Source organism: Mycobacterium sp. E183 (assembly GCF_001667735.1).
Classification (GTDB): domain Bacteria; phylum Actinomycetota; class Actinomycetes; order Mycobacteriales; family Mycobacteriaceae; genus Mycobacterium.
The window spans coordinates 17,535-29,768 of the sequence record NZ_LZJN01000016.1 but is presented as its reverse complement, the minus strand read 5'-3'; the positions used below and the strand labels follow the sequence as shown (position 1 = coordinate 29,768).

Genomic DNA, 12,234 nt, shown 5'->3' with positions numbered 1-12,234 from the left:
GGCAAACACTAGTAGCTGCGATCGCCTTCGCTGTCGTCGAAGAAGCGCCACTCGCCGTCGGCCTCGACCTCCATGCGCCAGCCGAGTTCGTTGCCCTCGACTGCCTCGTCGGCGAACCAGGCGTGCGCTTTGTCGGCGCTTTCGATGTCCTTGGTCGCGACGACGTCGCCCTTGGGGTTGAGCACTCGGTAGGTAGCCATTCGGGCAGTGTTCCCACCCGGGGGCGCCCTCAATCGGTGGGGATTTCGGCGGTGATCGTGTCCAGCAAGGCGGTGTAGCGCTTCGCTTCCGGGTCACGTCCGGGTTTGCCGCTGCTGACGACGCCGGCCGCGAGACCCCGCGCCGGGTCGGCCCAGATCGCGATGTTGACCAGCCCGAGATTGCCGAATGCGTTGGGGGCGTTGCGGCCGAACGGTCCCCAACGGTCGGTCCCGAGGATGAAGCCGGTGCCCCACCGGGCGGGCTGCAGCCCCACCGCGAAATCCGGTCGCAGCCGCCGGCATTGCTTGATGGCGCCGTACATCGTCTCGGGGCTGATCACCCGGACCCCGTCGAGATTGCCTCCGCGACGCCAGATTTCGGCGAACCGCGACATCTCGTGCGCGGTCGAGACGGTGTTGGACGACGGGATGATGGTGGTGAGGAACAACGGCGTGTTCGTGATCGGAATCATCTCGTGCACGGTTCCGCCGATCGCCTTGCGGAAGATCTGGGCGACCACCGGCGGCAACGGACGCCCGGTCGCGTGACTCGGCGCGACCAACGGCAGGTCTTCCTGGGAGACGCCGAAGTTGGTCCAGCGAAAACCGAGCGGGTCGAGAATCTCGGTGGCGAGGATCTCGCGAATCTCCTTGCCGGTGGCCGCAAAAACGAGCTCGCGCACCAGCGGGCCCCAGGTCAGCGCGTGATAGATGTGCACCAGGCCCGGCCGGTACAGCGGGCGCAGCTCGCCCAGCTTCTGCTGCGCGTACTCGTGGTCGTCGGCCCGTTTGACGTCGGGTTTGGCGCCGGTGGGGAACGGCAGCCCCGCGCTGTGCGTCATGACGTGCCGGATGGTGATGCGGTCCTTGCCGTGACTGGTGAACGTGGGGATGTAGTCGCACATCCGGTCGTCGAGGGAGAAGACACCGCGCTCCACGAGCATGTGGATCACGGTCGCCGCCATCCCCTTGGCCGCCGAGTACACGCAGAACGGCGTGTCGGGTGTCACGGGGATCTTTTCGGCGTCGGGCGGGTCGCTCGGGGCATTGCCCCAGCCGTGGCCGATCGCGCGGTTGAGCACGACGCGTCCGTGCCGGCGGATGCACAGCTGGATGGCGGGGTGAAGGCCGCCCTGGTACCAGTGCCGGGCGGCCGCCCAGATGCGGTCGACGGCGACGCTGTCGATTTCGGAGTGGTCTTCCTCACCGATCGCCGTCACGGCGTCCAAGTCAGCCGGGAGGCGGATCTTGCCGTCAGGTGTCGTCACCTCAGCGAGGGTACGTGCCTCACTCGCCGGTGAACTGCGGCGGCCGCTTCTCGAATGTCGCCGCGATGCCCTCGGTCAGGTCCTTCGAGGGCAGGAAGGCGGCGTTCCAGGCGGCGACGTAGCGCAGGCTCTCCGAGACCGCGGCGACGCGCTGCTGATCGAGAACGTCCTTGACGCCGTGGACGGTCAGCGGCGGGTTGGCCGCGATTTCCGCGGCGGTGGCGTGCGCCGCGGCCAGGGTCGCCTCGGGGTCGTCGTACACGTCGTTGACCAGGCCGATCTTCTCGGCCCGGGCTGCGTCGATGTCCTTACCGGTCAGCGCGAGTTCGCGCAGATGCCCGTCGCTCAGGATGTAGGGGAGGCGGGCCAGGCTGCCGACGTCGGCGACGATGGCCAGCTTGACCTCGCGCACCGAGAACTTGGCGTCGGCGCTCGCGTAGCGGATGTCGACCGCGGAGATCAGGTCGACCCCACCGCCGATGCACCAGCCGTGCACCGAGGCGATGGTCGGGGTGCGGCAATCCGCGACCGCGGTGATCGCGCCCTGCATCCGCTTGACCTCGCGATGGAAGACCGCTCGCGGGCCGGCCAGCGCGTCCCCGGACAGCAGCGGGGTGAACGAGCCGCCCATCGCGGGCACGTCCAGGCCGTAGCTGAAGTTCTTGCCCGAACCGGTCAGCACGATCGCGCGTACCTCGGGGTCGGCGTCGAGCGCCGCGAACAGCTCCGGCATCTCGGACCAGAACGCCGGGCCCATCGCGTTGCCCTTGCCCGGCCCGATCAGCGTCACCTGCGCGACGTTGTCTTTCGTCTCCACCGTGACGGATTCGTATGCTTGCGCCATATCGAGACCGTAGCGTGGCAAATATGGCTCCTGATTTGCGGCCCGGCCCCGATTCCCCGCCCACCGACGAACTGCACAGCGCCGAGGACACGTTGGGGGTGCTGCAGCGGGTGTTGCACACGATCGCGGCCGACGACCTGAGCCGCCAGACGCCGTGCGCGGAGTTCGACGTCGCGCGGCTGACCGGTCATCTGCTGGGCTCGATCACGGCGCTGGGCGGCATGGTCGACGCGGAGATTCCCGACCGCGACGAAAGCGATTCCGTGGAAGGGCAGGTGGTCACCGCGGCCCGGCCGACGCTGGACGCCTGGCACCGTCACGGCCTGGACGGGACGGTCCCGTTCGGCAAGGGCGAGATGCCCGCCAAGAACGCGTGTGCCGTCTTGTCGATCGAATTCCTGGTCCACGCCTGGGATTACGCCGTCGCCGTGGGACACGAGATCAACGCGCCCGAGCCTTTGTCCGAGTATGTCTTGGGGCTGGCGCGCGAGGTCATCAAGCCGGAGTTCCGCGGCGGCGCCGGGTTCGACGACCCGGTCGACGTGCCCGAGGATGCGGGCGCGCTCGAGCAGTTAGTCGCGTTCACCGGCCGCAACCCGGCCCGTTGACTCCTGGCTTGTGGGCCCTAAATGTGCGGCCAGCCGCACCTTGGTCGATGAATGTGCGGCCAGCCGCAAACTCGAAGGCCGAGCCGTTAGACCCGTTCGAGGTAGAAGTAGTAATACCGACCGTTGTCGCGGACGCCCTTGCCGTTCATGATGCCCATCACGGCGTCGTCGTCGATCTTCTTGAAGTGGTCGTGCACGGGCTGGCCGTCGTAAACCATGGTCGCGGTGACCTCACCGCGGAACTCTTCGAGCCACAGGCTGGCCTCGCCTTTGCCCATCTCCACGTTCGAGAACTTGTTGCCGTCGGCGTCGAGGCAGACGAGCGGCTGAACGTCGCGGGCCGACTTGAACGTCTTGCCGAACCAGCCGGCCTTCTCCAGCTGGCCGTTCATCCGGTGACCGGTGCGGAACTCGCCGCCCTTCCACTCGCCCAGCATCCCGTCGATCGTCGCCGGCTCGAGGCCGGCCCAGAAGTCGTCGAGCTCGGTGTCGGGAATCTCGCCGCCGCGCTCCTTGAACTCGGTGAACAGTTTGCGCGCCAAGTCCAATGGACCACTCCTTACGGTTCGATGCGGGAAATCCACTCGCAGGCGAAGTGCAACAGGACGTCATTCTCCTCCACCGCGCCGATGGTGACGCGCACCCCCTCGCCCGCGAACGGCCGCACCACCAGGCGCGCGTCGGCGGCCTGCTGGGTGAAGTCCGCGGTCCGGGCGCCCAGCGGCAGCCAGACGAAGTTGGCCTGCGACGTCGGCAGCGTGAACCCGGCGTCGCGCAGCGCCGCGCTGACGCGGGTGCGCTCGGCGACCAGCGCGTCGGTGCGGGCCGCGAGTTCGCCGGCTGCCTCCAGCGAGGCGATCGCGGCCGCCTGTCCGACGTTGGTCACGGCGAACGGCATGACGACCTTGTCCAGCGCGGTGATCAGGTCGGGGTGGCCGACCGCGTACCCGACGCGCAGGCCCGCCAGCCCGTAGGCCTTCGAAAACGTCCGCAGCACAACGACATTGCTGCGGGACAGGGCCAGCTCCAAGCTATTGGGCAGCATGCCGTCGCGGATGTATTCGACGTAGGCCTCGTCGATGGCGATCAGGATGTGCGGGGGCACAGCCTCGACGAAGCGGGCCAGGTCGCCGGGGTCGACGACCGTCGATGTCGGATTGTTCGGGTTGCACACGAAGATCAGCCGGGTGCGGTCGGTGGTCGCGGCGAGCATCGCGTCGAGGTCGTGGGTGTGGTCGGTCAGCGGCACCTTGACCGCCGTCGCACCGGACACCTGAACGATCGGCAGGTAGCACTCGAAGCTGCGCCAGCCCATCATCACCTCGTCGCCGGCGGCGGCGGTGATTTGCACCAGCTGCTGGCACAGGGTGACCGAACCGCTGCCGACCGCAATGTGCTCGGGCGCGACGTCGGATCCCAGGTGCATGGCCAACGCGGCCTTGAGGTCCACAGAGGCGTTGTCCGGGTAGCGGTTGACGACGGCGACCGCGCGCTCGATCGCCGCGTGCACGCTGGGCAGCGGGCCGTGCACGGTCTCGTTGCTGGCCAGTTTGATGGAGCCGGGCACGTTCTTGCCGGGCACATAGACTGGCAGTCCGGCCAGTTCGGGACGCAAGCGAGCAGTCACTTCGACAGTTTATGTCGCAAATGTGTACGCTATGGCCGGTTCCGCGAGACCGGGAAGGGGTCGGGTACCCTCAAACAGTCCAAGGGAGGCGTGCCAGAGCGGCCGAATGGGGCTCACTGCTAATGAGTTGTCCCCCTCAAAGGGGACCGGAGGTTCAAATCCTCTCGCCTCCGCCAAGGAACACGACGCAAGATAATTGAAGACTGGCGCCCGTAGCTCAACGGATAGAGCATCTGACTACGGATCAGAAGGTTAGGGGTTCGAATCCCTTCGGGCGCGCTCTTGAAACATCGGTTCGGCTGCCTCATCTGCTTAAGTCGACGGTGTGACGTCCTACGTGCGCCTTGTCCGTGACACCGTCGCGGTGCGGCTCCTAATCGCGGTGCTCGCCGGAACGGCGGTCGCCGTCGCCATCGGTGAGGCCGTCGGGTGGAGATTCGCCCTCCTCGGCTGGGTGGTCGCCGCAGCGGTTTACGTCGCGTGGAGCTGGCTGATCATCGCCCCGATGGATGCCGAACGCACGGCTCGGCATGCCACCCGCGAGGATGCGACGCGGTTGCTGGCAGACGTGGTCGTCGTCTCCGCGAGCCTGGGAAGTCTCGGAGGGGTCGGATACGTCGTCGCCGCGGGCACGCATTCGGGCGGCGAGTCCCTCGCGGCGGCCGGCGTCGGCGTGCTGGCCGTGGCGGCGTCGTGGTTCGCCGTGCACACGCTCTTCACCGCGCATTACGCGCGCCTCTACTACTCAGACGAGGTGGGCGGCATCGATTTTCACGACGCACACCCGCCGCGCTACCTCGACTTCGCCTACGTCGCGTTCACGGTCGGCATGACCTTTCAGGTTTCCGACACCGAGATCAACGCCTCTCGGGTGCGGGTAACCGTCTTGCGCCATGCGCTGCTGTCGTACCTCTTCGGCGCGGTAATCCTGGCGGTCACCATCAACCTGGTCGCCGGGTTGAGCGCCAAACTATGACGAGGGCTCGCCGCTAGCGCCCGCCGAACGGACCCCCGAAGGGGCCGCGGCGCGGCGGTACGGTCACGGTCTGCGTGACGGTGCTGGTCTCGGTGCTCGGCGACACCGTGACCGTGCTCGGCGGCTCCGTCGTCGTGGGCGTGGGGGTGTCGGTGCTCGGTGGCGGCGCCGTCTCGGTGACGGTCTCGGTCGGCGCGCCACCGCCGCCACCTCCGCCACCGCCGTGGTGCCGGGGCGGCTCTGTCGTCGTGGTGGGCACGGTGGTGGACGGAATGGTGGTCGTCGTGGTCGTGGTCGTCGTCGCGGGGCTGTGCGCGGGCGAACCGCCGACCAGCTTGACCACTGCGAACGCCACCAGGGCCAGCATGATCACCCCGATCGCGCCCGCCGCTACCAGCGCCGCCGGACGGCGATACCACGGCGTCGGCGGCTCGGGCTCGGGCGCCGGCTCGTCGTAATACCCGCCATACCGCGCGGCCTGGGTGGGCTCGGAGTAGTAGTCGGGTTCCTCGGGATAGGGCGGCACGAAGGGTGATGTTAGTGGATTAGCGCTCACCCTCGATGAGGCCCAGCGCGCGCTCGAACAGGTGGACCGTGGCGGCGTGCAACTGGTCGCCGACCTCTTTTTCGGCCTTGCCCGCGCAGGCCCGCGCGAGCGTCCCCTCGATGACGATGCCCAGCTTGAAGCAGGCCAGCACGGTGTACCAGGTGATATGCGACAGGTCGCGGGTGGTGTTGGCCGCGTAGCGCTCGAACAGCTCGCCGGTGCTGGCCAACCCGCCCTGGCCGCCCAGGGCGTGGCTGAACACGCTGGACCCATCGGGCTGGCGCCACGTGGCCAGCAGCCAGCCCAGGTCCAGCAGCGGGTCGCCGATCGTGCACATCTCCCAGTCGACGATCGCCACCACGTCCGGCCCGGTGTTGGAGAACATCACGTTGGCGGCGTGGTAGTCGCCGTGCATGATGCCCGGCGTCCAGGTGGTCGGCCGGTGGCGTTCCAGCCAGCCGGCAACGTCGTCGATCCCGGGGATGTCGGGCCCCGGATAGCCGTCGTACTCGCTGTAGGAGTCCAGCTCGGAAAGCCAGCGCGGCACCTGCCGTTCGAGGAAGCCCTCTGGCTTGCCGAAATCGGCCAGGCCCACCGCGACGTGATCGACGGCGCCCAACCGGGCCAGCGCATCGGCCATCGAGAGGCCCATGCCGTGGCGTACGGCCGGATCGCCCGCATGCAGGGGTGGCAGTCCTTCGCCGGCGTTGAAGCCGTCGACCGGGTCCATCAGGTAGAAGACGGCATCACCCAGCACGCCGGTGTCCTCGCAGGCGGCGATCAGGTGCGGGTGCGGGACATCGGAACCGGCCAGCGCGGCAAGCACTTTCGTCTCCCGCAGGATCACGCTGTTGCTGCGCGGACGCAGGTGGCGCGGCCCGCGCCGCAGCACGTAAGGGCGCCCGGCCCGGGTGAACCGCAGCATGACGTTCTGCGTGCCGCCGGTGACGGGGGAGACGTCCTCCAACGGGCCCTCGCCGAGTCCCTGTTCGGACATCCACGCCGCTACGGCGTCCAGGCTCACGCCATCCACGCGCGGCCCTTACCGATCGGGGCGAACACTTCCGTCATGCCAGCGCTCCTCTGCGACCCTGTGGGGCGTCTGGGAAAAAGCCTAGGTGACCGTTTGCAAGCGGCTTCGGGCGGCGCGGGCTGGAACAATAGTGTGCGCAACTAACTGACTCCCCCTTGGAAGGGAACTGGCGATGCCGCGTACCGACAACGATTCCTGGGACATCACCCAAAGCGTGGGAGCCACCGCGCTGGGCGTCGCCGCGGCGCGGGCCGCCGAGACCGAGAGCGCAGACCCGCTCATCGACGACCCGTTCGCGCGCGTGTTCGTGGACGCCGCGGGCGAGGGAATGTGGAGCATCTACGCCGATCCCAAGCTATTGGCAAAGGCCGTTGAACTCGAGCCGGAGGTGCGCTCGCGCATCCAGCTGATGATCGACTTCATGGCCACGCGGACAGCGTTTTTCGACGAGTTCTTCCTGGGCGCGGCCAACTCCGGTGTGCGGCAGGTGGTGATTTTGGCCGCCGGCCTGGATGCCCGCACCTGGCGGTTGCCCTGGCCCGACGGCACCGTCGTCTACGAGCTGGACCAGCCCAAGGTCCTGGAATTCAAGTCCAACACCCTGCGCGAGCACGGGGCCGAGCCGAAGGCGCGGCTGGTGAACGTGGCGATCGATCTGCGGCAGGACTGGCCGAAGGCGCTGCAGGAAGCGGGCTTTGACCCGTCGAGGCCGGCCGCGTGGTCGGCCGAGGGCCTCGTGCGCTACCTGCCGGCGCAGGCCCAGGACCTGTTGTTCGAGCGCATTCATGCGTTGAGTGCGGCCGGAAGCTGGCTGGCCTCCAACGTCCCGGCTGCCGGTTTCACCGAACCCGAGGTCGTCCGGCGTCAGCGCGAGGACATGCAGCGGATGCGGGCCGCGGCCGCCAAACTGGTGGACTCCGAGATCACCGACTTCGACGACCTCTGGTACGCCGAAGAGCGCACCCCGGTCGATGGGTGGCTGCGCGAGCACGGCTGGGAGGTCAGCACCGCGACGTTCGCCGAGTTGATGGCCCGCTATAACCGGAGCATTCCGCACGACGCAGAGGCCACGATGCCGCCCACGCTCTACGTTTCCGCGCAGCGGCGCTGATCGTCAGGGCGCTCGACCGCTGAATCGCTCACGCCCGCAAGGCCGCTACGCTCGCCGGTGTGGTTGACCGACCCGCACGAGTGGGCGACGTGCACGAGATCGCCGGATCGATGCCGCACGTCCAGCGCCTGGAGGGGCCGAAGGGCAACGCCATCTATCAGGTCGGCGGCAAGTCATTCGTGTTCTTCCGGACGCCGCAGCCCGACGCCACCGATCCGGACACCGGTGAGCGCTATGCCGACGTGATCATGCTCTGGGTGGAGTCGGAGAGCGACAAGCTGGCGCTGACCCAGGATCCCGATTCCCCGTTCTTCACCACCGACCATTTCGACGGGCATCCGTCGGTGCTGGTGCGGGCTGCCCGATTGCCGGAAATTGGCAAGACGGAACTGGCCGAGCTGATCCAGGATGCGTGGCTTTCCCGCGCGTCGAAGAGGCGGGCCTCGGCATGGCTCGCCGGGCGTTAGTGCGGCGGGCTCCGCTGGCGCACCGCCGAATTCGCCCACGCGGAATGTTTAGACACAAGTCGAATGGGTAACTATCGTCCACGAGAAATTTTTCTCGACCACATTGGAGGTCACCATGCGTGGCAGCGGAATCATCGGCACGATTGCCCTGGTATGGCTGCTCATCGGGGTTTTTGCGGCATGGCAACGCGATTACTTCAAGGGTGACTCAACCAGTTGTGTCACGGCGGGAAACATCGCGTTGACCGTCATCGCGGGGCCTTTGAATTACGGGGGCGTCAACCCGAAAGTCAAGGACTGCCATGTTCCGCAGCCCAGTTCAATGCCTGCTGTCCTAGTGCCCCTTACCTAAAGGAGTCGTCATGATTGTCCTCGGCGTAATCCTGCTTATTCTCGGCTTTGTATTCAGCATCCCATTGCTGTGGGAGATCGGCGTCGTCGTGCTCGTCATCGGCGCAGTGTTGTGGATCATGGGCTCGATTGGCCGCCCGGTCGCCGGCCGGCGCTACTGGTATTAGCCACTTCGCCGGGAAACGGGATCGCGCGACTGCTCGGCAGTCGCGCGATCCCGTTCACAGGGCACACAAAGCTAGGCCATAGCGGCGGCTCAGCGCGGTGCGCATACTGGAACCTGTGACTCAGCCGCGAGCCTCCGTCGAGCGGGTCGTTATGTGTCGTGCCGATGGCAATCCGATCAATGTGTTGGTCGTGGACGACGAGTCGGTGCTGGCCGAGATGGTCTCGATGGCGTTGCGCTACGAGGGCTGGAACATCGCGACGGCCGGCGACGGGGCATCGGCTATCGCCGCCGCCCGTGCCCAGCGCCCGGACGTGGTCGTGCTCGATGTGATGCTTCCCGACATGAGCGGGCTCGACGTCCTACACAAGCTGCGCGAGGAAAACCCCCAGCTGCCGGTGTTGCTGTTGACGGCCAAGGACGCCGTGGAGGACCGGATCGCGGGGTTGACCGCCGGCGGCGACGACTATGTCACCAAACCGTTCAGCATCGAAGAAGTGGTGCTGCGCCTGCGGGCGCTGCTGCGGCGCACCGGGGTGACGACGCTGGACAGCGGCGCGCAACTGGTGGTCGGCGATCTGGTCCTCGACGAGGACAGCCACGAGGTCACCCGCGGCGGCGAGCCGATCTCGTTGACCTCCACCGAGTTCGAGTTGCTGCGGTTCATGATGCGCAACTCCAAGCGGGTGCTCAGCAAGGCCCAGATCCTCGACCGGGTGTGGAGTTATGACTTCGGCGGCCGGTCCAACATCGTCGAGCTGTACATCTCGTATCTGCGCAAGAAGATCGACAGCGGTCGCGAGCCCATGATCCACACGCTGCGTGGCGCGGGTTATGTCCTCAAGCCCGCGCGCTAGGAGCGATCGCGAGCGCGGCGAAGCCGGGCGAAGCGGGTCGCGACCGTTGGCTGGGAGCGATCGCGAGCGCGGCGAAGCCGGGCGAAGCGGGTCGCGACGGTTGTTCAGCAGCGGGTCGCGACCGTTGGCCAGTTCACGGCGGGCCTGGTCCCTGCGGCTGCGGCTGCTGGTCGGGCAGATCGTCGTGTTGGCCATCGTGTGCGTCGGCATCACTGCGGTGACCGAGCTGGCGCTCAATCACCACCTGGTGAAGCAGCTCGACGGACAACTCGCCGGCACGTCTTTCCGCTCGGCGCTGATGTACCCCGAGCCGAACCGCCCGCGGCACGAACACTCTTACTACCCGCGGCCGGGTCCTGGCCCGCGGTTTCTGGACGCCCCCGGTCAGCCGGCGGGCATGGTGGCCGCGGTGGTCAACCACGGCAAAACCGTCGACGCCGGCTACCTCACCAGCAGCGGCACCCGGGCCGCGCTGAGCCCGGCCGCCCAGTCTCAGCTGGAGCAGATCGCGGGCAGCCGCGCTCCGGTCACCCTGAACCTGGACGGGCTCGGCCGGTATCGGGTGGTCGCCGCCCCGAGCCGCAACGGGGGTGACACCATCGTGACCGGCCTCTCGATGGCCAACGTCGACGCCACTTTGATCCGGATGCTGATCATTTTCGCGATCGTCACCGCGGTCGCGCTGGCCGCCGCGACGATCGCCGGGGTCATCATCATCCGGCGGGCGCTGGCGCCGTTGCGCCGGGTCGCGCAGACCGCTAGCCGGGTGGCCGACCTGCCGCTGGATCGCGGTGAGGTCGAGCTGCCGCTCCGCGTGCGTGAATCCGACGCGAACCCGTACACCGAGGTGGGCCAGCTGGGGTCAGCCCTCAACCGGATGCTCGATCACATTGCGGCCGCCTTGTCGGCCCGGCAGGCCAGCGAGACCCGTGTCCGCCAGTTCGTCGCCGATGCCAGCCACGAACTGCGCACGCCGCTCGCCGCGATCCGCGGCTACACCGAACTCACCCAGCGGATGGGCGACGACCGGGAGGCGGTGGCGCACGCGATGAGCCGGGTGGCCTCCGAGACGGAACGGATGACGCGACTGGTCGAGGACCTGCTGCTGCTGGCCCGGCTGGACTCCGGCAGGCCGCTGGAACGCGAACCGGTCGATCTGTCGCGGGTGGCGGTCGACGCCGTCAACGACGCGCATGTCGCCGGACCGGACCATCAGTGGGAACTCGACCTGCCCGAGGAACCCGTGATCATCACCGGCGATGCGGCCCGCCTGCACCAGGTGCTGGCGAACCTGCTCGCCAACGCCCGCCTGCACACCGGCGCGGGCACCGTCGTGACAACGCGGTTGAGCACCGAGCCGGCGCACACCGTGCTGCGGGTCATCGACAACGGCCCCGGGATCCCGGCGGCGCTTCAATCCGAAGTGTTCGAGCGCTTCGCCCGCGGCGACACCTCGCGGTCCCGCAAGGGCGGAAGCACCGGGCTGGGCCTGGCGATCGTGTCCGCGGTGGTCAAGGCGCACAACGGGACTATCACCGTGGACAGCTCACCCGGCCATACCGAGTTCACGGTGCGGTTGCCACTCAACGGGTGGCAACCGCCCGCATCCTCGATTAGCTAGAGCAGTTGACGTCGATTTCGAACGGCTTGTTCACCGGCTGCATCGGGTTGGCCATGTCGACGCCGGTGGCCGTGCCGGTGATCTTGTAGCTGTTGCCGTTCTTCTCGGCCGAGGCGTTACCCTGGCCGGTCCCGGAGGTGTAGCCGAGCGTCACACCGTTGACGTTGCCCAGTCCAACCGACTTCACCTGGGGCGGGTTGGCGTCAGTGAGCACGGCGGCGATTCCGGTCGCGGCACCACCGATGGCGATGTTGACGTTGCCGCCGGCGGTCGTGCACACCACCGAGCCGCTCACGTTCTGGTCCTTGCCGTCGATGAGGACCTTGGTTCCGCTGGCAGCGCCCGCCGAGGTGTTCACCGCGGAGCTGGTGGCAGAACCGCCTGAACTCGACTTATTGCTGGAACAGCCGGAAATGCCGGCGGCCAGAATTGCTGCTCCGGCCACCGCGACCATCAGTCCACGCTTCACGTGTTCTCCTTTGCCCGAAAGTTGCGACCCTCGGCATTGAGGGCCGTGTGGGCAGTATGAGGGTTAACTGGACCGAAGATCTAGAGTTC

Annotated in this window: 16 protein-coding genes and 2 tRNA genes; 10 read left to right on the top strand and 8 right to left on the bottom strand. The window is 67.6% G+C overall.

Annotated features, from left to right (window positions below):
• Positions 1-8: 8 nt before the first annotated feature.
• From A5691_RS01805 to A5691_RS01795, 3 genes are read right to left on the bottom strand one after another with little or no spacing between them, the layout of a single operon-like run.
• On the bottom strand, positions 9-200 hold the full coding sequence (locus A5691_RS01805; RefSeq protein WP_055405523.1) for a hypothetical protein: 192 nt from the start codon (positions 198-200) through the stop codon (positions 9-11).
• A gap of 29 nt (positions 201-229) precedes the next feature.
• Positions 230-1,468 (bottom strand): lipase LipE, encoded by a 1,239-nt coding sequence (gene lipE / locus A5691_RS01800; protein WP_068017477.1) that lies wholly within the window; start codon positions 1,466-1,468, stop codon positions 230-232.
• A gap of 19 nt (positions 1,469-1,487) precedes the next feature.
• Entirely contained in the window at positions 1,488-2,312 is an 825-nt protein-coding gene (locus tag A5691_RS01795; protein WP_067760643.1) for a crotonase/enoyl-CoA hydratase family protein, read from the bottom strand.
• A gap of 23 nt (positions 2,313-2,335) precedes the next feature.
• Between A5691_RS01795 and A5691_RS01790 the strand changes: the two genes are divergently transcribed.
• Positions 2,336-2,920, top strand: coding sequence for a TIGR03086 family metal-binding protein (locus A5691_RS01790; protein WP_197505064.1), 585 nt, complete (start codon positions 2,336-2,338; stop codon positions 2,918-2,920).
• Positions 2,921-3,006: 86 nt separating this feature from the next.
• Here A5691_RS01790 and A5691_RS01785 read toward each other — a convergent pair whose 3' ends face one another.
• Together A5691_RS01785 and A5691_RS01780 are read right to left on the bottom strand one after the other, a co-directional pair.
• The gene (locus tag A5691_RS01785) at positions 3,007-3,468 is read right to left on the bottom strand and encodes a DUF4334 domain-containing protein (protein ID WP_067760648.1); all 462 of its coding nucleotides are present in this window, start codon (positions 3,466-3,468) and stop codon (positions 3,007-3,009) included.
• A gap of 11 nt (positions 3,469-3,479) precedes the next feature.
• Positions 3,480-4,547 (bottom strand): pyridoxal phosphate-dependent aminotransferase, encoded by a 1,068-nt coding sequence (locus A5691_RS01780; protein WP_068017474.1) that lies wholly within the window; start codon positions 4,545-4,547, stop codon positions 3,480-3,482.
• Between the two features lie 84 nt (positions 4,548-4,631).
• On the opposite strand from A5691_RS01780, the gene A5691_RS01775 reads away from it, so the two are divergent.
• The 3 genes from A5691_RS01775 (at position 4,632) to A5691_RS01765 (ending at position 5,523) form a co-directional block, all read left to right on the top strand.
• Positions 4,632-4,723: transfer RNA gene (locus A5691_RS01775), tRNA-Ser, on the top strand.
• A gap of 30 nt (positions 4,724-4,753) precedes the next feature.
• Positions 4,754-4,826 (top strand) — tRNA-Arg (locus A5691_RS01770).
• A 46-nt stretch (positions 4,827-4,872) separates the two neighbouring features.
• Positions 4,873-5,523 (top strand): DUF1345 domain-containing protein, encoded by a 651-nt coding sequence (locus A5691_RS01765; RefSeq protein ID WP_067760652.1) that lies wholly within the window; start codon positions 4,873-4,875, stop codon positions 5,521-5,523.
• Between the two features lie 13 nt (positions 5,524-5,536).
• Here A5691_RS01765 and A5691_RS01760 read toward each other — a convergent pair whose 3' ends face one another.
• Positions 5,537-6,049 carry a hypothetical protein gene (locus tag A5691_RS01760; protein ID WP_068017472.1) on the bottom strand — a complete coding sequence of 171 codons (513 nt, stop codon included), beginning with the start codon at positions 6,047-6,049 and terminating at the stop codon, positions 5,537-5,539.
• A 19-nt stretch (positions 6,050-6,068) separates the two neighbouring features.
• Positions 6,069-7,067 carry a phosphotransferase family protein gene (locus tag A5691_RS01755; protein ID WP_231972880.1) on the bottom strand — a complete coding sequence of 333 codons (999 nt, stop codon included), beginning with the start codon at positions 7,065-7,067 and terminating at the stop codon, positions 6,069-6,071.
• 208 nt (positions 7,068-7,275) lie between these two features.
• On the opposite strand from A5691_RS01755, the gene A5691_RS01750 reads away from it, so the two are divergent.
• The 6 genes from A5691_RS01750 (at position 7,276) to A5691_RS01735 (ending at position 11,676) form a co-directional block, all read left to right on the top strand.
• On the top strand, positions 7,276-8,214 hold the full coding sequence (locus A5691_RS01750) for a class I SAM-dependent methyltransferase (protein ID WP_067760658.1): 939 nt from the start codon (positions 7,276-7,278) through the stop codon (positions 8,212-8,214).
• A 59-nt stretch (positions 8,215-8,273) separates the two neighbouring features.
• Positions 8,274-8,681 (top strand): MmcQ/YjbR family DNA-binding protein, encoded by a 408-nt coding sequence (locus A5691_RS01745; protein ID WP_067760661.1) that lies wholly within the window; start codon positions 8,274-8,276, stop codon positions 8,679-8,681.
• 103 nt (positions 8,682-8,784) lie between these two features.
• On the top strand, positions 8,785-9,033 hold the full coding sequence (locus tag A5691_RS27040; RefSeq protein ID WP_067779589.1) for a hypothetical protein: 249 nt from the start codon (positions 8,785-8,787) through the stop codon (positions 9,031-9,033).
• 10 nt (positions 9,034-9,043) lie between these two features.
• Positions 9,044-9,199 carry a DUF6131 family protein gene (locus A5691_RS28235; protein WP_197498930.1) on the top strand — a complete coding sequence of 52 codons (156 nt, stop codon included), beginning with the start codon at positions 9,044-9,046 and terminating at the stop codon, positions 9,197-9,199.
• A gap of 151 nt (positions 9,200-9,350) precedes the next feature.
• The gene (locus A5691_RS01740; protein WP_067760664.1) at positions 9,351-10,055 is read left to right on the top strand and encodes a response regulator transcription factor; all 705 of its coding nucleotides are present in this window, start codon (positions 9,351-9,353) and stop codon (positions 10,053-10,055) included.
• A gap of 124 nt (positions 10,056-10,179) precedes the next feature.
• Positions 10,180-11,676, top strand: a complete 1,497-nt coding sequence (locus A5691_RS01735) for a cell wall metabolism sensor histidine kinase WalK (protein WP_197508447.1) — start codon at positions 10,180-10,182, stop codon at positions 11,674-11,676.
• Here A5691_RS01735 and A5691_RS01730 read toward each other — a convergent pair.
• Entirely contained in the window at positions 11,669-12,145 is a 477-nt protein-coding gene (locus A5691_RS01730; protein WP_068017469.1) for a lipoprotein LpqH, read from the bottom strand. The two genes, A5691_RS01735 and A5691_RS01730, sit on opposite strands and share 8 nt — an antisense overlap.
• Positions 12,146-12,234: the final 89 nt, after the last annotated feature.